A 20,128-nucleotide genomic window follows, 5' to 3' on the forward strand; every position below is an offset into this window, starting at 1 on the left:
GAAACGATGTGATATAGCTTTCCCAGATTGCAGGCTACAAATTCAAGTCTGCAAAGAAACGTTCAAATGGGTCAGAAGCAGCTTTTTGCTGGAGCGAACTACAGCAACGAAATATCTGCATAACACAGCAAAATTAGCGATTAACGCAGGTCTTATGCAAAACCACTGTCAAAATAACAATGCCCCATCAATTTCCACAGGCAAATGTGTATGAGCCCCCTCTCCACAGGTACGAGGAGTGGGAAAAACCTTGCCAGGATTGGCTAACTCTTTGGGATTAAATACATGACGCACCCACTGCATCGTCTCTAAATCAGCCTCAGAAAACATATCCGGCATATAGCAGCGCTTGTCCGCCCCGATACCATGCTCGCCAGAGATGCTTCCCCCGACACGCACACAGAGCTTCAGGATTTCGCCCCCTAACTCTTCTACCTTTTCTAAAGAACCTGGAATGGACTCATCATAAAGAATCAGCGGATGTAAATTTCCATCTCCTGCATGGAAAACATTGGCAATTCGGTAACCAAATTTATCGCTTAGGGCATTAATTTCACCCAATACATAGGCCAGTTCCGTTCTCGGAATGACGCCATCTTGGACAAAATAGTTGGGACTGAGCTTTCCGGCAGCCGCAAAAGCAGCTTTCCGTCCCTGCCAAAGCTTGAGCCGTTCTTCTGGTTCTGTGGCTACGGCGATATTACGAGCACCATTTTGGCGGCAAATTTCTTTAACCCGTTCGCTGCTAGCATTGACCTCAACTTGCAAGCCATCCAGTTCAATTAAAAGAATGGAGCCCGCATCTCGGGGATAGCAGTCTGTTGCCACCACATCTTCCACGGCGTTGATGCTGAAGTTGTCCATAATTTCCATGCCAGCGGGGATAATCCCGGCCCCGATGATGTCGGCAACGGTTTTTCCGGCGGCATCAACACTGGTGAAGTCGGCGAGTAGAACTGAAATAGCATCAGCACTGCGCAAAATTTTCAAGGTAATTTCTGTGGCAATGCCTAAGGTTCCTTCCGACCCCACAAATACCCCGGTCAGGTCATAGCCTGGCATCTCAGGGACTTTGCTGCCTAAATCCACTACATCACCATTGGTGAGGACCATTTTCATCCCCAACACATGGTTGGTGGTCACCCCGTACTTCAGGCAGTGAACGCCACCGGAATTCTCGGCGATATTGCCACCGATGGAGCAAATGATCTGACTAGAGGGATCTGGCGCATAGTAGAAGCCATCTGGAGCCACTGCCTGGGTGACCCAAGCATTAATGACCCCCGGTTGGACCACCACACATTGATTATCAATATCAATTTCGAGAATTTTATTCATGCGGGAGGTGACGATTAAAACGCAACCTACCGTGGGCATTGCACCGCCAGATAAGCCAGTTCCTGACCCCCGAGCCACAAACGGTATTTGGTTGCGATCGCAAATCTCCACCACTGCCGCTACTTCTTCCGTCGTTTGGGGCAGCACTACGAGGCTGGGACGTTGCCGGTAACTGGCTAAGCCATCGCATTCATAGACGGATAACTCTTCTGGGGTCACTATCACCCCGTCCTGGCCGACAACAGCCTGCATCTGCCGGATGATGGGTTGCCAATTAAGTTGAGTGCCTGTGGCAATCATGAAAATTTCGCCTGCAGAAAAGGGAAAAAAGCAGGCTGTAAAGCCCCTGCCTATGCTTAGCTTAGACTAGAATCACGCCCTCTTAAGACTAGAGAAATTCAGTCAAGCAGCCAATTTACCCTGTCGCTTCTACTGCTGCAACACAAACCGACATCATTTGGATAGTTAAGAAGACCAAAAAAACTTAAGCCGATCGTTGCTCCTGGAAGCCTGCTACTTCAATTTCCGTCAAACTGTAGAGAAAAACGCCACTACCCACTCTCACGACATCTCCAGAGAGCATATTGATGCTACCGGATAAAAAATCGATAATGCGCTGAGCTAAGTGAGAGGGCAGTTCAGAAACATTACACATAACCAGGCGACCTGCTTTTAGTTGATCGACTGCTTGTTGAGCTTCTTCAAAAGAGCTGGGTTTTACAACCTTAATTTCCGATTGTGAAGAACCAAACAAAGGAATGACATTGTCCATGATTTAAGTCGTGATGCTGAAATAGGTCAAATGCAATTATGCCCAAGCCAACACGCATCCAGTCCGGTCTCCTAAAAAGGATACCGAACTATATATCGGGAATAATGTGTGCGAGATAAGCATTAGTATCTTCACTAGCGAATTATTAAGAAAATTCGGCTAGTAAACTCCAAAAACACTGATATTGAAGCCTAAAACTTTTCTCCCCCCTATCAGCTTTATCTTCCTCAAACCACGTCTTAGTAAAACTAAGTGACTAAATTAAGAATTTCCAAGTGGAAGAATAAACGAGACCAAACTAAACGTTGGTGAAAGCTAACGCAACGATACCAGAAATATTCAGTTGTGTAACCATTTGTCTGCACACAGGCTAGCATTGATCCAATTTCCTGAACCCCTGTCAGGGATAAGCCTTACCTTAATTTAATATTTGAAAATTTTCTTCATTGTTCTTACAGCAATTCTCATTTTGACAGACTAACACTCTGAGCCTTATCCGTTGGTACTTTTCCCACTTCCAGTCTTTGCTCTGAATTGTTCTTGACAGTGGTAATAGTGCTTAGACAACTCATTGATATGGAGTTGATGAGTATTTTGAAAACATGTGCTTGATCTCAGAACTCTAAAAGCCTTGCTGGGAAAGCTTTTTTAGTGGATATTCTTAAAATGAGAATTGTTGTCGTTCTTAAGCCTTTTTAGAATGTCTCTTCACTGTTTGAGTCATGGAGTACACCCCCCCCCCATCAGCTCCAGGATTGGTCCCTTGGGCAGAGGGTTAGAGCTGTAGAATTAGGCATTTTTGGTAAAATCAACTATAATTCAAATTACATTCTATTAACCTTCGCCAAAAAATAGACGCTGACTAGTGTTTACAACTGCCCTCCGCTCAAATGATGTTTTGTCGACGCCCCATGATTTAGTGGGTGCGATCAATGACCTGAAGAAAGACCTGAATGCCATTGTCTTGGCCCACTACTACCAGGAACCTGAGATCCAAGATGTCGCTGATTACCTCGGTGACTCCTTAGGACTCTCCCGCCAAGCTGCCGGAACCAATGCTGAAGTCATTGTGTTTGCTGGGGTCCACTTCATGGCAGAAACAGCCAAGATTCTCAATCCAGATAAATTGGTATTACTACCCGACTTGGATGCTGGATGTTCATTGGCAGATAGTTGTCCTCCGGACCAATTTGCAGCCTTCAAAGCTGCTCATCCCGATCATTTGGTGATTTCTTACATCAACTGTACGGCTGAAATCAAGGCCATGAGCGATATTATTTGTACTAGCTCCAACGCGGTCCACATCGTCAATCAAATTCCAGCCGATCAGCCGATTATTTTTGCCCCTGATCAAAATCTGGGTCGCTATGTAATGGCGGAAACAGGGCGGGATTTAGTGCTCTGGGAAGGCAGCTGTATCGTTCATGAAACCTTTTCTGAACGGCGGTTAATCGAACTCAAAACCAAGCATCCCCAGGCTGAGGTCATTGCTCACCCGGAGTGCGAAGCTACCATTTTGAGACATGCTAGCTTTATCGGCTCAACCACAGCACTCCTGAAATATACCCAGACTAGCCCTCTAGACACCTTTATTGTGGCGACTGAATCGGGCATCCTGCATCAGATGGAGAAGCAGGCCCCTGGCAAAAATTTCATTCCCGCGCCACCTACGGGGAATTGTGCCTGTAATGAATGTCCCTATATGCGGCTGAACACCTTGGAGAAGCTGTACGTATCCATGCGAGATCGCAAGCCGGAAATCACAATGCCGGAAGATATCCGCCAAGCAGCCCTCCATCCCATTCAGCGCATGCTAGACATGAGTGCCTGATGGCTAACCACGACAAATTAAGTAAAATCACGCTGTTTGGGGCAGAATAACCACGGTATTCTGCTAGTACAGTTTGGGAGAAAATCCTGATGATTCCGGCAAATAACAGTAAGGAAGAGGAAGCCCTCGCTCGATTTCTCAACAAGTTCCCCTTTGAGGTAGCCGAATCCTTTGATGCCAAGCAGCGTCAGGCCATGATGACGGCTTTAACCAGTTCCTCTCCGCCTAGTAGAAAAGTCGATGTCCGTAAATCCTTCTCTCTGCTGGGAAGCAAATATTACTTTGTCGTATTGCTCGGGAAAGATCGGAGAACCCATAAGCGAGTTAGGATTGCCCAAATAGAAGCTCACGATCAGGGGCTGCGACGCTACCTTTCCATGGGCTTGGCAGGAAGTCTGCTGTCTGTTGTAGTACTGAGTACGGTTTATGTGGCGGCATCAGCCGTGGGTGTTAACTTTTTCCCACAGAGCCACGCTGACAATGTTCTGTTTGCCCCTAAAGCGGAAGCAACCGAACCGTAGGTCAATTTTCTGTTTACAAGGAATAGCTATGCGGATGGCGAGAATCGAACTCGCAAGGCATAAGCCACACGCCCCTCAAGCGTGCGTGTCTACCAATTCCACCACATCCGCAAACGGGAAGCGCTTCGACACTAGTCAGGATGACTAATGCACAAAAGCTCATCTAGTATACCAACATATCCCTGGATGTCATCTGGGGACCGAAAATTTTTGCCTATCTGTTGACAGACACTGGTTTGAGAGGTCTCTGCTGGAGACTGAACAGGGGCAATTCTAGAAGAGGTGCGTGAGAATGTCTCAGTTTTCCCATCAGCACTATGAGGTTGGTGTACCCGCGACCTCACGCCAAGTTCAAGCCCTGGGCCAAGTTGTGACCCAATGCTTCAATGTGTCTCCTGAGCATTGGCAGACCTATGCGCGTCAGCTTGGGCAAGATAATTTAAGGGTGATTTGCCACGGCCCTAAGGTCTTGGGTGGCCTTGGTATTTATCCCATGGGGCAGTGGTTTGGGGGGCAGCGAATTCCCATGCATGGCATTGCTGGGGTAGGAGTAGCTCCAGAATATCGAGGGGCAGGGGTAGCCCGGTCCCTTATGACAGAAACGGTGAAAACTTTGCATCAGCAGGGCGTTCCGTTAGCCACCCTGTATGCTTCCACTTCACAACTCTACCGAAGCGTGGGGTTTGAACAAGCGGGCACCTACTGTCGCTATCAGCTCCCCACTCAGTCCTTGACGATTAAAGATCGCAGTTTACCTATAACGGCGATTGATCCCAGCGATTTAGCTGTTCTAGCCGAGCTGTATCAGCAGCGGGCCCAACAAACCAACGGCAACCTGGATCGACATCCAGCCATTTGGGAGCAGATGCTGGAGGATGATACCCCTATCTATGCCTACCTAATTGGGGAAGAGGCGCACCCGGAGGGATACGTTATCTTTGCCCATCAGATTGATTCTGGGTGTTACAACATCAATATTTACGACTGGGTATGGTTAACCCCCGCCGCAGGGCAACGACTGTGGACCTTTTTCGCCGATCATCGATCCTTGGCCCAGGACATCTTCTGGTATGGGGCTCCAGTTGACCCATTTCAACTGATGCTGGCGGAACAAACCTATCAGGTGCAAAAAACGGAGCGCTGGTTGTTGCGGATTGTCGATTTACCGAAGGCGTTAACTTTGCGGGGCTACCCACCGGCCCTTGAAGCAGAGCTGCATTTACAGGTAGAAGATCCGCTCGTGCCTGCCAACTCGGGTCAGTTTGTATTGCAAGTGTCGCAAGGGCAGGGACAAGTGAGAACGGGGGGGCGGGGCGACTTGAAGTTGAATATTCGAGGTCTTGCTCCTCTATATTCCAGCATGTTGACAGCGCAGGAGTTGAAACTGCTGGGAGCTGTAGATGGATCGAGGGAGGTCCTGGCTTTGGCGACTATGCTCTTTAGTGGTCCTCAACCTTGGCTGAGCGATCACTTTTAGCTGAGGTGCTTCCAAATTAGCTTATGGCAACTTTAATGAGCGTGATCGCCGCGACGACCCAAAGGTAAGGGGCAAACCATTTAAACTGTCCCTTTTTTAGGACAGAAAATAACCAAAGCAACGCAATGTAGCCCGTAATAAAAGAGGCAATAATCATGCCAAGGAGGGGAGCGAGTTGCAGCCCTTCTTCTCGCACTTCATCGATACCCAAAATAGCGACACCGAAGGACACTACCAAATACATGAGAAAAGAGAATCGGGGTGCCAAATCGGATGTAGCACCTCGCCAGAGCATGGTGGAAATGGTACTACCCGACCGTGAAATGCCTGGAATGACGGCACAGCCTTGAGCAATGCCACCAATGGTGGCATCTAGCCAACCTAGAGACATGGCATTCCCCTTGAGGCCAGACTTGGGGGTGAACCACAGCACGATTCCTGTGACAATAAGCGCAAAGGAAACATACAGCGGCTGATTGAGTTCTTCAAAAATCGGTTTCAATCCCAAACCAATCATGGCCGTGGGAATGGAGCCTAAAACAACGAGTAACGCCATCCGCCACCCTTCTTGCTGGCGAGCTGCAGACGAAGTGAGGCCTGCAAAAAAGCCAGATAGAGCTTGCCAGACATCCTTACGAAGGACAACTAGAACAGCAAAAAAGGTACCCGTGTTCGTGGCTATATCCACATAGAGCGGCAGCTTTTCCCACCAACCTAAGTAATAGCTGGCGAGCACTAAATGCCCAGAACTGGAGACGGGCAGAAACTCAGTGAGTCCTTGCACAATCCCCAAAATAATTGCTTGCAGTAAGGTCATAGCCGTTTAGAGGGAATGAAGAGAAATCGCGTTGTTTTAATATCCTTGGCGAATTTACCATTAATAACCTAGCTATGGGGTACTTATGGATGGTGAATGACGACAATTTAGATGTAATCATCATCGGCAGTGGCATTGGTGGACTCAGCTGTGGGGCACTGTTAGCCCAGTATGGCCTCAAGGTTTTGGTGTGTGAAAGTCATACTTTGCCAGGGGGAGCAGCCCATGGATTCCAGCGCCAGGGCTATACCTTTGACTCGGGTCCTTCTCTATTTTCGGGATTATCCTTCAGTCCATCCCCGAATCCCTTACGCCAGGTATTGGATGCCATTGATGAGGATTTGGAATGGGCCACCTACGATACCTGGGGATGTTGTTTACCAGAAGGGAATTTCTTTACCTCTGTCGGGGCCGATCAATTTTGTGATGTCGTGCAGGAGTTGAGAGGAGACTCAGCGGTTGCCGAATGGCGGACCTTGCAGCAACGAATGGAGCCATTGAAAGAGGCTGCGATCGCACTTCCTGCTGCAGCAATACGGTTTGACTTAGGTGTATTACAAACCGTTGGTCGGTTTATCCCCAAGCTGCTCAAACAAATCCCCTACCTCAGCCAACTCACAGGTCCCTTTAGCCAGGTGATTGAGGGACAAGTCACGGACCCATTTCTGCTTAACTGGCTAGATTTAATGAGTTTTTTATTGGCAGGGTTACCCGCAGATGGGATTATTGCGGCGGAAATGGCTTTTATGTTTGGGGAATGGTATCGCCCGGATGTGGTGTTGGATTATTCCATCGGTGGCAGTGGTGCGATCGCAGATGCACTACTCCGAGGCTTGACAAAACAGGGCGGCCAAATTCGACTCGGTGCCCACGTTGAGGAGATTCTGATTGAGAACCAGCGAGCCGTTGGGTGCGATTGCGGACAGGTGAGGAATTGCGATGCCGTCAGGCGGTGATTTCTAATGCGTCTTTTTGGGATACAGCCTCTTTACTGCCCGCTTCCCATACTCGCTATCGCCAAAAACAAACCTTGCCGGACTGCCCCAGTTTTATGCACTTGCACTTGGGTATTGACGGACAGGACCTCCCCTCAGATTTAGCGTGTCATTACATTGTGGTTAACGATTGGCAGCAAGGGGTGACTGCGCCCCAGAACGTGGTGTTGGTGTCTATCCCATCCCTTCTGGATCCCTCTCTGGCCCCAGAAAACAAACAGGTGATTCATGTCTATACCCCTGGCAATGAACCCTATGACCTCTGGCAGGGTTTGGACCATAATAGTGCTGCCTATGCCCAGCTTAAGCAGCAGCGAGCCGAGGTGATGTGGCAGGCTCTGGAGCGGATTATTCCCGATATTCGAGCCCGTTGCGAGGTGTCCTTAGTCGGTACGCCTTTAACCCATGAGCGCTTTTTACGCCGCCATCGGGGTACTTATGGCCCAGGGATTCGGGCAGGTCAAGGCCTTTTCCCCGGCCCCAAAACAAAAATTCCGGGTCTGCTTTGCTGTGGTGACTCCACTTTTCCGGGTATTGGTATGCCTGCGGTTGCGGCCAGTGGATTCTTAGGGGCCCATGCGCTAGTCCCTGCCCAGCAACAGCTGGAAATGCTTCGACATATTGGCTGCATAAATTAAAGGCTAGAGTTTCAGGGGGGACTGGAGAGGATTAACCACAATTCTCAACAAAGGGAAGAGGCGTTGGTCAGTATGGTAATGCCCTTTTAAGGCAGTGGCTATGTGTCTATGAAAGAGAATTTGGCGTTATCCTTAGGGGTAGGGTAATCAATTCATGTAGTAGCTTGCTGCTACATTGTTCAGTCGATTGGTCTAAATCCTCAGCAAACCTGTCTTCAAAAACGCATGAACATTCTCTCTAATCTATTGGCTCAGCCTGCCCAACCCTCTATATCGAAGCAACGTGGTCGAGGGATTGAAATCAAGTCCAAGCGTGAGATTGAGATCATGCGACAGTCGTCTCGGATTGTAGCCACTGTCCTGAAAGAGATTTCTGAACTGGTCGAACCGGGCATGACCACTGCCGATTTAGATGCCCATGCCGAAAAGCGAATTCGTGAGATGGGAGCTACCCCTAGTTTCAAGGGATATCACGGTTTTCCAGCCTCTATTTGTGCCAGCATCAATCACGAAGTGGTACATGGTATTCCCAACTCCAAAAAAGTCATTCAGTCGGGTGATGTTTTAAAAGTGGATACAGGCGCATTTTTTGAAGGCTTCCACGGTGATTCCTGCATTACGATTGCGGTGGAAGAAGTAACCGATGATGCCGCCAAGCTGATTCGAGTGGCTGAAGAATCTCTCTTCAAAGGGATTGAGCAGGTTAAAGAAGGTAATTATCTAATGGATATTGCCGGGGCTATTCAAGACCATGTGGAAGGAAATGGTTTTGTAGTCGTCGAAGATTTCACGGGACATGGGGTAGGTCGCAATCTCCATGAAGAACCCTCAGTGTTTAACTACCGCACTCCTCAGATGCGTAATGTCAAACTCCGTTCGGGAATGACATTAGCGATTGAACCGATTCTCAATGCCGGAACTAAGGTGACCAAGATTCTTCGCGATCGCTGGACAGCGGTGACGGTTGATAACGCGCTGTCAGCTCAGTTTGAGCACACCATTTTGGTGACTAAAACAGGGTATGAGATTCTGACTGACCGCAATTTAGTGTAGAAAAACTGCACCAAAAATCGGACTTCAAGAATCTCCTAGTCTAGGAGTCATTGGGCTGACCCAAAAACGTTCTGAAATGCTCTGATTTCGTTATGAAACGAAGAGAGTTCTGTCAATATGCACTGGGTTCAGCTGGATTTACTGGGATAGCAGGTTTTGCCCAACCCTCCCAAGGGGTTCCAGTTAAATTACGCCATCAATGGGCTGTTTTGTACTGGATGCCCTACGACAATGATCTGTCACATTTTGGTGAGCCCATCATTGAAATGCTGACCTGCGGCACCCAAGCCACTGAAGTTGCGGTGGCGATTCAATCTGACTATTGGGGAAAATCCCGAATGCGTCGTCGCCAGATTATTAAAGGGGCGGTTACTGAGATCGAGGTCTTAGACGAAGACAGTAGCGATCACGCTGCTTTAGTCGCGTATTTGGATTGGGCCCATCAAACCTTTGAAGCTGAGCATTGGGCTGTCATTGTGGTGGGTCATGGTGGCAAGATCAATGAACTGAGTCCAGATGATCATCCCAAGAATCATCAGACACGCACCTGGATGAGCGTTGACCAATTTGCCAAGGCGGTCAGTCAATTCAACCCATCGACTCATGGCCAGGTTGAGCTACTATATTTCCAAAATTGCAACAAAGCGACCCTCGAAGTGATTTACGAAGCCAAGGACTGTGCACGATACACCCTGGCTTCGCAACTTACCCTAGGTGCCCCAAATTACTACTATGAAGATTGGCTGAAATGCCTTGATTCATTAGCCGATGGACGCGAAGCCGCTGCTGCCATTATGGATACTGAAAGGGCTGATATGTATCACACCCTGACTTTGGTGGATAACCAAGCTGTCGAGGGAATCCCAGAAAAACTCTCTAAATTGCTCCAAGCCCTTCTTAAGAGCCGTTTACCTCCATTCAGTCAATTAAATATTTCTACTTATCCATACTTCGATGAGCTGAATTGTGATGCATTGATGCTACTCAATCGTCTTTCAGCGTTCGGTGAACAAAGTGAAGATGAACTGATTGAATTTACTGCTTTTCTCAAAACCTCGGTGATAGTGTCCCATAAGACGGGAGGAAAACTTTTCGGTCTTCCTCTTCCCCATACTGAGCCTGAAGCGTTGTGTGGCTTAGGGTTGTATTTTCCTGAAACTCAACAAGATATTTCCCGCTATGCTTCCTTAGCCTTGTATCAGGGAGTGGACTTGGTGAGTCTATACGCACGTTTAATGAAGGGGTAGCCCAAGGCATCCACTTAGAACAAGAATGGCATTGACCTAGGCTCAGCAGGAAGGAGTGCAGGCAACGGATGGATAGAACCGTTGAGACATGGGTAGCCTGCAAGAGAAAGACCACTCTGCGCTGAAACTCCCATGACATTTTGCCTAGCTATTGCTATACCTAGTGCCGACCACAGAGGCCAACGGGTGGATTGCGTTAAAAAATATGTTTAGCACAAAAAAAACAACCAGATATAAACTCTTTTATTCAATTATATCTTCAAGAATAATAAAAAATTGCTCTTCAAATATTCATGAGATAGATTTGAAGCAGATGTTTTGGGAACTCTTGATTTAACGTCTCTATTGCATTTTCTGCTGTTTTAATTTCTCCCATGAAAACTGAATTCATTAAAATTGCCTGTGTAGTAATTTCTGTTGGCACAATAGCTTCATTTGATGTTGCTCAAGCAGCAGAGCAAAATATTCCTGAAACACCTTTGCCAGGTTTGGAGCAACCTCGAAATTATTTGCCGAGCGCCCATGGGACTCGCCGATTGGAACTCAGCATTAGTCGTCGCCAGGTAACGTTATTTCAGGGTGATCAGGTCTTAAAATCTTATCCAGTAGCAGTAGGGAAAGAGGGCTGGCCCACGCCTGTGGGTGATTTCGCAGTGAAGACAAAAGTTCGTAATCCCCCCTGGCAAAATCCTTTTCAGGGTCAAAACTACGTTATTCCTGGAGGTGCTCCTGATAATCCTCTGGGCACTCGCTGGCTAGGATTCTGGACCAATGGCAAGAATTGGATTGGATTTCACGGTACTCCCAATCGGGCGTCCGTCGGCTCAGCGGCGTCTCACGGTTGTGTGCGCATGTATGACGAACATATTCAGGAGCTGTTTGAATTGGTTGCTGTGGGGACTCCCGTTAAGGTGACTCGTTAGACCATAGTTCTGTCACGTCATAGCCCAGCTCTGTTAGCATCTGCCGCAGTAGCGGCAGACTCAGGCCAATCACGTTGCTATGGCAGCCCCTAATCTGATCAACGAAGAGTCCACCTCGACCATCCAGGGCAAAACAGCCTGCACAGTGTAAAGGTTCACCGGTTTCTGCATAGGCTCGAATTTGGTTGTCTGTAAGGGGGGCAAAGTCTACTTCGGTCATTTGGCAGCGGACAAGTTGACGGTTCTGTTGCAGATCGATCAGGGTATGTCCTGTGAGGAGGCGGCCCGTTTGACCGCGCATGGTTTTCCATTTTGCGATCGCATCCTCAGTACCCTGGGGCTTGCCATAAATTTCTCCCCCCAACTCCAATACAGAATCGCATCCCAACACTAATGCAGGAGACTGTTGCTGCTGAGCGACTACTTCAGCTTTGCCTGTAGCGAGGGTGGTCACTAAGGCTTCTGGATCCGTCGTGGTGATCTGAGACTCGTCAAAATGACTGGGAAGAACCATCGGATCGACACCCACTGTCTTCAGTAGTTGTCGACGAGCGGGTGAAGCAGACGCCAGAATGAAAGGGATAGTCATAGGGAGTGATACCAAGCTGGTATCAGTCTAGAGGAGCTTGCCCTGCTTTTGGACCCAACTTAGCGATCATTCATTGATCGCAGCGCTTATGTACCAAAGCGAAACCCCAGAAAGAACAGAGTGATTCCTGCATAAACCAGTAAAGCCGATTTCGCGTTCTCCGATAGTTGACGCGAAGATAAATCGATTGTCCCTAAAAACAAGCCCACCAGAAACTCACCGATACATCCCGTCAACCGAAAGCGATTTAAGGGAATATTGCCTTTTTCATCGACAATAAACCGCAAGTAGCCTGCCAACAGACTGATGCAGCCCAAGATAGATAGGGGAATAAGTAGACTTTTCACGAATTCGCTCAAAACCTCCAACCTCTTTAGGATGGACCACTGTAATCTCCGTTTGAACCGAGTTTAAAATTGAATAAAAAGCAGTGCACATCACAGTATGGAATCGTTCGCTGTTGCCAAAATAAATATCAAATCAATTATTGCCTTGAGTACTTATACGTATCATGGCTGACTATTATTTTTTCGATAGCAGATTGTCATAGGGTGTTCTACCAAGGTCTCGATATCATCTAAGCACTACCGAGACCTACTTTATTTAACGTTTAAGAAAAAACTCTGCTAGGGCATCATCAAATGCATTAGAGGCGAGTCCTGTCGTGTCATCAATGGAGTCATTAAATAAAAGCTCTAGATCTCCAGCAAATTCTTCGTTGGGTACTCCTAAGGTATACATAGAATTTTGAGTAGTGATATATATGTGCATATCCTTAGCAAAAAAATCCATCAATCCTTGAAGTTTTGATTTCTTGCCCTTGAGGATATTTAGGATGGTTATAAATGTGACCTACTAAAGCAATCCCTTTCTTGACACACACACAAGTCCAGTCTTCTAGTACAGAAGAACACAATGCTCGGCAATCTGATGCCGTCATGCTTGATGATAAATGATCTAGATAAAAATCAATCAATTCGTTAGAGGTCATGATGAATCCACACAAAAACAATCACAAAAGAGAAGAATAATACTCTTAAAAAGATTTTATTCCCTTAGATAATATTTTATTCATCTCGACATAATGTCGAACTGAGTAATAATTCTGAACTAGGGCATATTGTCTAGCAAAGTAATAGTTTGCATTTGTGTATTTTTTATATATTTCTTAAAAACTAAGTAATTATACTAATGTCATTAGAAAATCAAAAAAAAGTGAGTTTATTTGGAGAAGTCTAATATATTGATGTCTCCCATAGCCCTTTGATAGTAAGCATTTAAGGATTATTTGCGCCAAGCAAAAGATACATAGAAGGATATATGAGCATATAAATATTTTGAGTATTTTTTACTGATTTAAGTTTTTTTTGTCTCTGTTAAAACTAGCTATAGAGATATTTGTTGTACATTTATAGGTATCTTTAAAGAGAATTAAACTTATTTGATATTCTGAATAATGTATAGGTCTATACATTATTCAGAATAATTTACTCGACAAAATAAGTATATTTAATGAGGTTTACTAGCTCAATATGTGTCATTGTTGAGGTTATAGCTATTTCTTCGGAATAATCCTAATGTATCTTCGAGGATGCATGAATTTATATACAAATAGTTGAAAAGATTGTCTCGGTGTTTTTTAGATGACTGAAATGCTCTGGCATACTGGATATAGAAAATGTTATATATCTTTTGATGTCAGTTCTATTAGTCCGACAAATAGTTTTACCTAATTACTCTCAATAAACAGTTCTTAGGAGAACAAGATGATGCCGTGAATTCCTCAAACAACATCCAATTTGTACTCTGTGTACTCTAATCTTGGAGATTGTCCAGAAACTACATGCAAAAACTCAACTGTATCTGTTTTAGATTGGCTTCTCTGAAGTTATAAATCATCATTGCCAACCTATTATCAGTGATGTCAAACGTGACTTTTCCTGGCAAAAGTCCTGCAAATCTATATTCTCTACCCTCGGCTAGCTGCCCAATATCTGGGGCAAGCTAGATCAGTGATAAGGAGCTATTGGTTTTACCTGGCTGTGCTTTCAGAAAATCGGGTGTTAAGTCTGGAACTAACAAAATATGACCATCAGCGATGAATCATGGATAGCTTCAATGATTACCAAGGGAAAGTGGATCAGCGACGGAGGTAATGTTGATCTCAGCTAGTTTAGATCTAATAAAAATCCAGGCTGTAGTTTTTATGCTGCATCATCGCCACATACTGAATTGAAGGGTGCCAAAGCTCAGTCTGATTTTCCTGACTCTCTACCTTTATGGGAAAGTAGGCGCAGTTTGATTTACCTTGGTTTGGACAATTATTAGACCTCTTGTGTAATTGGTCACAAGATTATGAATGGAGTCTCAAATATATAGACGGAATTGGCCCAGTTTATGAGCCAATAGCATATCGTGAAATGCATATTGCAAGAGGTCTAGTAGTTCTTCGTCTAATGCATTTAAATTGATAGCCACGTTCTGGCCATCGGTATCAAACTTAAGCTGGATACCGATGGGAGGCAGTATGCTGCAAATCTAGGACTCCAAACCTTTTGAGAGCTATTGACAGTTAGAGTATTGAGGCATGACCTATAGGCTACAAGGGCGTGAGATGTTTTAAAGATCCGTTCTAGTTACTTCATCCCAGACTATAAACGTAGCCTGGGATGAAGTAATTAGAACCCTATCTAAAGCAATATTGCAGCCGATATCACTGAGAGCCATTGCCTCAAGTGTTTGATGCTACCTCTAGCCCAGAAAGCCATTCCAAGGCTCAAGAAGATGTCTCACAGCCTTAAATAATTAGCAGCTTAAGGTAACTCTAAGAGAGACTCGTTTAGCTATGAACGGGCTGAATTGAGCGTTCAGCAACTTTTTTAGTTGCTTTTTGATTCGCTGCATATAGTTCACGGATTTGTTCTTCGGAAGAGTAAAGTCTTCGGTCTCGTAAGATGCTGAATGCCTTAGCATCCTCTTGGGCAATCTTCGAATCAAGAAAATATGCCATATCTTCTCTACCGGGTTTCCCCCATTCCAGAACTGCCCAGCGAATCAAGCCTTTAAAAATGTCATGATCCCAGGCAAAGGGCACATGACGGTGAAGATTCGCTTGTTGATGTAATAACTCTGAATAATGCTTGACGAGAGATGGATCATCAGAGCTCATCGTATTTTTGTAGTCCGCAAACATTTGAGCATCTTCTTGAGCGGTTTCTTCATTTACAAAATAAGCAACATCTCTTCTGGGGGGTAAGGCCTGTGGCCCTCCAAATTTTTCGCCAAGGCTAGAACACTCTACCACTAGCCAATGAATAGGTGGGTGCGCAACTTTGTGGTCCCACTCTAACGCGACGTATACCATAATTTCTTACCCTAACTGATTATTCATAGAGAACAATTTCAGGTTTAAACTATCAATATCTCAGAGAAAATACAACTGGAAAATATTTACTATAATCTTGCTTAAGTTATTGCCATTACTGAATAAAAGTAGCTAAAAATACAAAAAACTTTGTTACAAAAAAAGACAACGAAATATTTACTGTAAAATATTTAATATAAAACCATATATTTCTCTTTTGATAATTAAATATCTCTATCTCTAGCGACCCAATCTATTGATGTTGAGCGAATAGTGAATGTATCGATTTACATCTTCTCAACAATGATCAGTGAGGCGGGAAAGAGCCCAAAACCTAAAAGCCATAAACTCTGTGTAAGCTGGGTTGAGCTTGCACAGTGGAGGACTATGGCCCAACTTATGACTAAAGAAATAGATTTCTGATTCTAAGGGACACTTGGAAGGAATTAATTGATAGATGAGACTCGCAGTTGAACGTTTTTCAATATTGACTGCAGCAAAGAATGAATGTTCTAGCTTCAAAAAAAGATGATTTGAAACGGTAATCGATTGATTTGGAGTACTTGCGGCTGTTTATATAAAACATCATTTTTCTCTATCGATTGAATGGATGGGGTGCATTCAGCTAGTCGACATTTACTGCTTCTAAGGCAAAATAAAATCCGAACATGAAACAAATAGTCCAAACGCTCATGATTTGAGTAAATACGAATGCCAGCATAGTTGGTTATCCTTTTCTTTCTGCGGAAGTTGTGGGTTGGTTCTGCACTGCTGTGCTTTGTTGAATTCACTATCCTCTAAATTTTCAGCAGAAAAAATCCTGAAAAGTTCAGATTCTTTCAGGTATGAGTTCAGGTATTGATATGGGCAATTAGCTGACTGATGCCTTGTTGGCAGGGTTTGCCCTTTTTTGAAGACAGTGGATATCTTCGAAGAACACTCGAATTGCCTATCTGATAACTGCCATTGTGTTGCCTAGGACAGATTTAGCTGCCATGAAACGTTGATGCGATCGCAACCCCATCCAAACCGTTGACTAAAACCATCATTTTCTAGAAACATCAACACTTCTCCGTCTTCAGACAGCCTCGCATAGAGCCAACTCTTCATCCGACTCACAATCAATAAAGATAGATACGACAGGTGTAAAACCAAAGTCATGTTTAACGGGGGTATCAATATAGATAAATTCTCGCCCCCCTGACGTAAATGAGGCTTGTTCTATTTTGTCGTTGTTCTCACCCTCAGAATAGAAGGTTGCTTCCTGAACGTCTGAATTGAGGAAAAGGCTAGGAGTTCATCGCTTCTGCTGCAATGCCATCAAACATCAGGTGTGTGCGGATTTGACTTGCCATCAGTTTATTCCTGGCTGACAACTTCAATCCTTACTCCAGCAGCCAAGCAAATAACTCTCTTACCGTAAGCTGTAACTCGTTGGCAAAAGAGGGGACAGGAATGATTTGATCTGGCTCATCCAGGACTTCAGGTTCTTGTTTGGGACGATAGACAAACACTGTTTGCTCACCTGGATCGATTAACCAACCCACTTCGGTTCCGTGTTGCAGACAGTGAAGAATATTCTTTGTAACTTTTGTTTGGCTTTGATTGGGAGACAGGATTTCAACAGTCCAATCTGGTGCGGTAGAAAACGTGTTGGCAATTTCCCCATTCTGATCGCGGGGAATTCGGTGCCAAAGAAACACTGCAATATCAGGAACAATTGAACGATTACTAAAGGTACAGCGCAGTTCAGGAAAGGCACGAACAATACGTTTGGACTTAACGACCCCATTGATCGCAGGTACAAGTTCTCCTTGAATGACACTATGTTTCCCTTGGGGCGTTGGCTTTTGAATAGTTTGGCCGTCAATGTATTCATTTGCAGGTTTCGTTTCTGGTAATTCCAGAAACTCCGCCAAGGTCAGCGTTTTTGAGGGTGTTTGGACCATTTAGGTTGACTCTTTGCCCGCAAGTTTGGAAACTCAACACTATTTTATCTAGAAACTGAATGGGGAGTACTTGGGTGCTTGGGAATACGACTACTGCTTTATGCTGATAGCCTGAGTGGGTATCTTTGCAGTAATTGCAAAAGAACCATATTGATACCATAATGGTATTTACAGCTTTTCAAAAAACCATGCCTTATGGCTAATCTAACTCTAAAGAATATTCCAGACGACCTCTACGAGTTGCTCAAGGAGACTGCGAATCGCAACCACCGAAGCATTAACAGCGAATTAATCGCATGTCTGGAGCAAATGTTACTGCCCAATCGACTAGCCCCAGATCAGATACTCGCGAATGCGCGAGCCGTTCGAGCACGAGTAAAAACAAAAAAAATTAGTGCTAAAGATATTGCTGATGCGAAGACGATGGGACGCCCTGAGTGATTGTTGTTGATACCAATGTTATTGCGTATCTATTCTTGCCCGCGGATAACAATACGAGATATGCGGAACGTCTCGTCGAAACGGATGACCATTGGGTAGCGCCCATGCTCTGGCGGAGTGAGTTTCGCAATATTCTTGCTTTATATCTGCGTAAAGATATTGTAGACTTTCCGACCGCTCTTGAAATCCAGAGTCAGGCGGAAAGTCTGATGGATCAGAATGAATTCAGTGTGCAATCCAGCCATGTCTTATCACTGGCAGATAAGAGCGCTTGCTCTGCGTATGATTGTGAATTCGTTGCGCTCGCACAATCCTTCTCAATTTCGCTTGTTACTGCCGACCGTAAATTGGTGAAGGCATTCCCCGATATTGCTTGTTCGTTGAAAGATTTTGTCGGCAATGATCGCTAACGTCATGCGTAACCGGGCGGCATTTCAGTTTACGCCGGATTCGCCACTCCGGTTCACGCAATTGTTAGGCAGCCTTATTCGCCACGTTTTCCATGACGGTCTTTTTGTGAAATCCGTTTAATTTCGTTTTTTGTCAATGTAGTGCCAGCGGAATTAAGTCTCATAAACACTTCGACTAGATCTTCCGGAGCTGCTTCCATGACAATCATTGTAGGTACTTGGTACGTGTAGAAACGTTCTCGGAGACCATTTAGCTCTTCGAGCAAGTTATCAGCATCAAGCTGTTGCACCAACTGGGACTGCAATTCCATCAAGCGATCCGAATTGAAGAGTGACGACATTTGGAGGAGTTCATCACGTCCGTCAGCTTGATCTTGGAAAATGAATTCTTGAGTTCGCAGATCGTAAAGAAGACCAAGTGGAAATGCTGACTCAAAAAGCCCGTTGTAAAGGGCAGCCAGCCGTTGGCACCCGTCAATTAGCCAAAGTCGCCGAGCGCCTCTGACATCCGTTGGCTTACGCGTCGGAAACATTGAAACGTTTGGTGTCGCCTCAGCAAACCCGTTGTCGTCTGACTCAACGGCGATCAGCATGCCGATCGGTAGTCCACGATTCACACTATCGAAGAGCATGCTCGCGTTCTTCTTGGACCAAACATAGCCGCGTTGAAACGCTGGAACGGCGATACGCCCTGCTTCCATGAAGTGAAACAGATCAACAAGGCTATAAAGACTGACCATTGTTTTAGCCATGTGTCTCACCTCCATCTGTATGAGGGTTGTCTAGCAATTTGTCCCTAGACTCTACAATTACCGATTCCAAGAGGTGAAGAGTATGACTCAGATAGCCGACCTTAAACCGATTTGAACCAAACTCCCATTTCCATTTTTCGGTGTCATCGTTTTGCAGACGTTGCCCTTCGTACAGATGATGGGTGAGACTTCTAAGAACTTCTTGCAGTTGTGTAGTAATCTGAATCTCGACTTCAACTGCAACGCTATGTTTGTTCCACTCGATGTCGAAGACGTCTACAGGAAAAGAGACATAAGCGTGAAACGCATAATACCCCGATTCTCGCTCTTGCGAATAGCTTCTGTACTTCAAACCACGCCGTGCCGCATACTCGCCGATTTGACGTGCCACCAACTCCGGTCCGTCAATGAAACGGCAAACCAACGTTCCGCGTACAAGGTCGTTCAGTTGCGAATACACGGTATCTAATGTGACCCATCCACGGTGGGGAGGTTTGGGGAACCTCTTGTTCCACAGCACGTTCTTGCGAAACGACTTGTCGACAACGGATGTGTATGGCTTTGTGCTAAGGTCCGGCTCAGCGGAGTCCATGAAAAGTTCTGATTTTGTCTGTACGAGGTAGTCTTCTGCCCATGTAGCGGCAACTTCCGAAAATTCGACGAAAAAATCGCTTTGGGTCACCGACGTCAAAATGTTGCTGACGTTCGTTTCGTAAACTCTCTCCGCTTTGGAATCATCAAAATCGCATGACAAGTGCTTTACAGCCCAGGGATAGTAGGCGGCAAGATCGCTCGGTTTGTCAATGGAGTCCGGCATATAGGAGCTAACGACTCGTCCTGCTAAGCTGAGTCAAATGGCCAACAAAGCCAAGCCTTGTCTACATTAGCACCACAGCATAAAAACTCAGTATTACGAAGATTTGTCGATATACAAACTTGAAGTTGAACGCTTACACATAAGACGGAAAAAGCATTTTCAATATATCTGTCATACAGCAACGAAGAGAGTTT

21 protein-coding genes, 1 tRNA gene and 2 pseudogenes are annotated in these 20,128 nt (G+C 45.5%); 9 read left to right on the forward strand and 15 right to left on the reverse strand.

The features are described from left to right. Nucleotides 1–168: 168 nt before the first annotated feature. Nucleotides 169–1,638 carry a glycolate oxidase subunit GlcD gene (gene glcD / locus HRE53_RS03450; RefSeq protein WP_235109083.1) on the reverse strand — a complete coding sequence of 490 codons (1,470 nt, stop codon included), beginning with the start codon at nt 1,636–1,638 and terminating at the stop codon, nt 169–171. Between the two features lie 184 nt (nt 1,639–1,822). Then, the gene (locus tag HRE53_RS03455) at nt 1,823–2,110 is read right to left on the reverse strand and encodes a cell division protein SepF (protein WP_212662232.1); all 288 of its coding nucleotides are present in this window, start codon (nt 2,108–2,110) and stop codon (nt 1,823–1,825) included. A gap of 865 nt (nt 2,111–2,975) precedes the next feature. Between HRE53_RS03455 and nadA the strand changes: the two genes are divergently transcribed. After that, complete coding sequence (gene nadA, locus HRE53_RS03460; RefSeq protein ID WP_396133412.1) at nt 2,976–3,941, forward strand: quinolinate synthase NadA; 966 nt, start codon at nt 2,976–2,978, stop codon at nt 3,939–3,941. Nucleotides 3,942–4,030: 89 nt separating this feature from the next. Beyond that, nucleotides 4,031–4,462: a hypothetical protein gene (locus HRE53_RS03465; RefSeq protein WP_235109084.1), complete on the forward strand. Its 432-nt coding sequence runs from the start codon at nt 4,031–4,033 to the stop codon at nt 4,460–4,462. Nucleotides 4,463–4,491: 29 nt separating this feature from the next. Here the strand turns inward: HRE53_RS03465 and HRE53_RS03470 are convergent. Next, nucleotides 4,492–4,573 (reverse strand) — tRNA-Leu (locus tag HRE53_RS03470). Between the two features lie 181 nt (nt 4,574–4,754). Here HRE53_RS03470 and eis point away from each other — a divergent pair. Beyond that, on the forward strand, nt 4,755–5,939 hold the full coding sequence (eis, locus tag HRE53_RS03475) for an enhanced intracellular survival protein Eis (protein WP_235109085.1): 1,185 nt from the start codon (nt 4,755–4,757) through the stop codon (nt 5,937–5,939). 16 nt (nt 5,940–5,955) lie between these two features. Here eis and HRE53_RS03480 read toward each other — a convergent pair whose 3' ends face one another. After that, nucleotides 5,956–6,756, reverse strand: coding sequence for an undecaprenyl-diphosphate phosphatase (locus HRE53_RS03480; RefSeq protein ID WP_212662236.1), 801 nt, complete (start codon nt 6,754–6,756; stop codon nt 5,956–5,958). 89 nt (nt 6,757–6,845) lie between these two features. On the opposite strand from HRE53_RS03480, the pseudogene HRE53_RS03485 reads away from it, so the two are divergent. The 4 genes and pseudogenes from HRE53_RS03485 (at nt 6,846) to HRE53_RS03500 (ending at nt 11,612) form a co-directional block, all read left to right on the forward strand. Beyond that, nucleotides 6,846–8,389, forward strand: a pseudogene (locus tag HRE53_RS03485) (phytoene desaturase family protein). 225 nt (nt 8,390–8,614) lie between these two features. Beyond that, nucleotides 8,615–9,442 carry a type I methionyl aminopeptidase gene (map, locus tag HRE53_RS03490; RefSeq protein ID WP_212662237.1) on the forward strand — a complete coding sequence of 276 codons (828 nt, stop codon included), beginning with the start codon at nt 8,615–8,617 and terminating at the stop codon, nt 9,440–9,442. 92 nt (nt 9,443–9,534) lie between these two features. Next, on the forward strand, nt 9,535–10,689 hold the full coding sequence (locus tag HRE53_RS03495) for a clostripain-related cysteine peptidase (protein ID WP_235109086.1): 1,155 nt from the start codon (nt 9,535–9,537) through the stop codon (nt 10,687–10,689). Between the two features lie 374 nt (nt 10,690–11,063). Next, nucleotides 11,064–11,612 carry a L,D-transpeptidase gene (locus tag HRE53_RS03500; protein ID WP_235109087.1) on the forward strand — a complete coding sequence of 183 codons (549 nt, stop codon included), beginning with the start codon at nt 11,064–11,066 and terminating at the stop codon, nt 11,610–11,612. Here the strand turns inward: HRE53_RS03500 and HRE53_RS03505 are convergent. The 9 genes and pseudogenes from HRE53_RS03505 to HRE53_RS03540 form a co-directional block, all read right to left on the reverse strand. After that, nucleotides 11,596–12,201, reverse strand: coding sequence for a nucleoside triphosphate pyrophosphatase (locus HRE53_RS03505; RefSeq protein ID WP_235109088.1), 606 nt, complete (start codon nt 12,199–12,201; stop codon nt 11,596–11,598). The genes HRE53_RS03500 and HRE53_RS03505 overlap by 17 nt on opposite strands. Before the next feature lie 86 nt (nt 12,202–12,287). Beyond that, the gene (locus HRE53_RS03510) at nt 12,288–12,548 is read right to left on the reverse strand and encodes a hypothetical protein (RefSeq protein ID WP_235109089.1); all 261 of its coding nucleotides are present in this window, start codon (nt 12,546–12,548) and stop codon (nt 12,288–12,290) included. Between the two features lie 256 nt (nt 12,549–12,804). Next, the gene (locus tag HRE53_RS03515; protein WP_235109090.1) at nt 12,805–12,972 is read right to left on the reverse strand and encodes a hypothetical protein; all 168 of its coding nucleotides are present in this window, start codon (nt 12,970–12,972) and stop codon (nt 12,805–12,807) included. A gap of 4 nt (nt 12,973–12,976) precedes the next feature. Beyond that, on the reverse strand, nt 12,977–13,192 hold the full coding sequence (locus tag HRE53_RS03520) for a hypothetical protein (protein WP_235109091.1): 216 nt from the start codon (nt 13,190–13,192) through the stop codon (nt 12,977–12,979). A 1,848-nt stretch (nt 13,193–15,040) separates the two neighbouring features. Continuing rightward, the gene (locus tag HRE53_RS03525; protein WP_235109092.1) at nt 15,041–15,565 is read right to left on the reverse strand and encodes a hypothetical protein; all 525 of its coding nucleotides are present in this window, start codon (nt 15,563–15,565) and stop codon (nt 15,041–15,043) included. 297 nt (nt 15,566–15,862) lie between these two features. Continuing rightward, nucleotides 15,863–16,087: a Mo-dependent nitrogenase C-terminal domain-containing protein gene (locus tag HRE53_RS03530; protein WP_235109093.1), complete on the reverse strand. Its 225-nt coding sequence runs from the start codon at nt 16,085–16,087 to the stop codon at nt 15,863–15,865. A 453-nt stretch (nt 16,088–16,540) separates the two neighbouring features. Beyond that, a complete protein-coding gene (locus HRE53_RS03535) occupies nt 16,541–16,726 on the reverse strand; it encodes a hypothetical protein (RefSeq protein ID WP_235109094.1) in 186 nt (61 codons plus the stop codon). Continuing rightward, a pseudogene (locus tag HRE53_RS34855) lies at nt 16,725–16,796 on the reverse strand (hypothetical protein); the annotation flags it as partial. The pseudogene HRE53_RS34855 and the gene HRE53_RS03535, both read right to left, overlap by 2 nt. Before the next feature lie 154 nt (nt 16,797–16,950). Beyond that, on the reverse strand, nt 16,951–17,514 hold the full coding sequence (locus tag HRE53_RS03540; RefSeq protein ID WP_235109095.1) for a Uma2 family endonuclease: 564 nt from the start codon (nt 17,512–17,514) through the stop codon (nt 16,951–16,953). A 195-nt stretch (nt 17,515–17,709) separates the two neighbouring features. On the opposite strand from HRE53_RS03540, the gene HRE53_RS03545 reads away from it, so the two are divergent. Continuing rightward, complete coding sequence (locus HRE53_RS03545) at nt 17,710–17,955, forward strand: FitA-like ribbon-helix-helix domain-containing protein (protein ID WP_235109096.1); 246 nt, start codon at nt 17,710–17,712, stop codon at nt 17,953–17,955. Continuing rightward, nucleotides 17,952–18,365 (forward strand): type II toxin-antitoxin system VapC family toxin, encoded by a 414-nt coding sequence (locus tag HRE53_RS03550; RefSeq protein ID WP_235109097.1) that lies wholly within the window; start codon nt 17,952–17,954, stop codon nt 18,363–18,365. Before HRE53_RS03545 ends, HRE53_RS03550 begins: the two co-directional genes overlap by 4 nt. A 74-nt stretch (nt 18,366–18,439) precedes the next feature. Here HRE53_RS03550 and HRE53_RS03555 read toward each other — a convergent pair whose 3' ends face one another. Together HRE53_RS03555 and HRE53_RS03560 are read right to left on the reverse strand one after the other, a co-directional pair. Continuing rightward, nucleotides 18,440–19,117 carry a DUF262 domain-containing protein gene (locus HRE53_RS03555; protein WP_235109098.1) on the reverse strand — a complete coding sequence of 226 codons (678 nt, stop codon included), beginning with the start codon at nt 19,115–19,117 and terminating at the stop codon, nt 18,440–18,442. Then, on the reverse strand, nt 19,110–19,934 hold the full coding sequence (locus tag HRE53_RS03560) for a hypothetical protein (RefSeq protein WP_235109099.1): 825 nt from the start codon (nt 19,932–19,934) through the stop codon (nt 19,110–19,112). The genes HRE53_RS03555 and HRE53_RS03560 overlap by 8 nt, the downstream gene beginning before the upstream one ends. Nucleotides 19,935–20,128: the final 194 nt, after the last annotated feature.

It is taken from the genome of Acaryochloris sp. 'Moss Beach' (assembly GCF_021497025.1).
Classification (GTDB): domain Bacteria; phylum Cyanobacteriota; class Cyanobacteriia; order Thermosynechococcales; family Thermosynechococcaceae; genus Acaryochloris; species Acaryochloris marina_A.

Bases quoted from the DNA above. Each gene is read 5' to 3' on its own strand.
- glcD (WP_235109083.1), bottom strand. From the start codon at position 1,638: ATGATTGCCACAGGCACTCAACTTAATTGGCAACCCATCATCCGGCAG.
- HRE53_RS03455 (WP_212662232.1), bottom strand. From the start codon at position 2,110: ATGGACAATGTCATTCCTTTGTTTGGTTCTTCACAATCGGAAATTAAG.
- HRE53_RS03465 (WP_235109084.1), top strand. From the start codon at position 4,031: ATGATTCCGGCAAATAACAGTAAGGAAGAGGAAGCCCTCGCTCGATTT.
- eis (WP_235109085.1), top strand. From the start codon at position 4,755: ATGTCTCAGTTTTCCCATCAGCACTATGAGGTTGGTGTACCCGCGACC.
- HRE53_RS03480 (WP_212662236.1), bottom strand. From the start codon at position 6,756: ATGACCTTACTGCAAGCAATTATTTTGGGGATTGTGCAAGGACTCACT.
- map (WP_212662237.1), top strand. From the start codon at position 8,615: ATGAACATTCTCTCTAATCTATTGGCTCAGCCTGCCCAACCCTCTATA.
- HRE53_RS03495 (WP_235109086.1), top strand. From the start codon at position 9,535: ATGAAACGAAGAGAGTTCTGTCAATATGCACTGGGTTCAGCTGGATTT.
- HRE53_RS03500 (WP_235109087.1), top strand. From the start codon at position 11,064: ATGAAAACTGAATTCATTAAAATTGCCTGTGTAGTAATTTCTGTTGGC.
- HRE53_RS03505 (WP_235109088.1), bottom strand. From the start codon at position 12,201: ATGACTATCCCTTTCATTCTGGCGTCTGCTTCACCCGCTCGTCGACAA.
- HRE53_RS03515 (WP_235109090.1), bottom strand. From the start codon at position 12,972: ATGCACATATATATCACTACTCAAAATTCTATGTATACCTTAGGAGTA.
- HRE53_RS03520 (WP_235109091.1), bottom strand. From the start codon at position 13,192: ATGACCTCTAACGAATTGATTGATTTTTATCTAGATCATTTATCATCA.
- HRE53_RS03525 (WP_235109092.1), bottom strand. From the start codon at position 15,565: ATGGTATACGTCGCGTTAGAGTGGGACCACAAAGTTGCGCACCCACCT.
- HRE53_RS03535 (WP_235109094.1), bottom strand. From the start codon at position 16,726: ATGACTTTGGTTTTACACCTGTCGTATCTATCTTTATTGATTGTGAGT.
- HRE53_RS03540 (WP_235109095.1), bottom strand. From the start codon at position 17,514: ATGGTCCAAACACCCTCAAAAACGCTGACCTTGGCGGAGTTTCTGGAA.
- HRE53_RS03545 (WP_235109096.1), top strand. From the start codon at position 17,710: ATGGCTAATCTAACTCTAAAGAATATTCCAGACGACCTCTACGAGTTG.
- HRE53_RS03555 (WP_235109098.1), bottom strand. From the start codon at position 19,117: ATGGCTAAAACAATGGTCAGTCTTTATAGCCTTGTTGATCTGTTTCAC.
- HRE53_RS03560 (WP_235109099.1), bottom strand. From the start codon at position 19,934: ATGCCGGACTCCATTGACAAACCGAGCGATCTTGCCGCCTACTATCCC.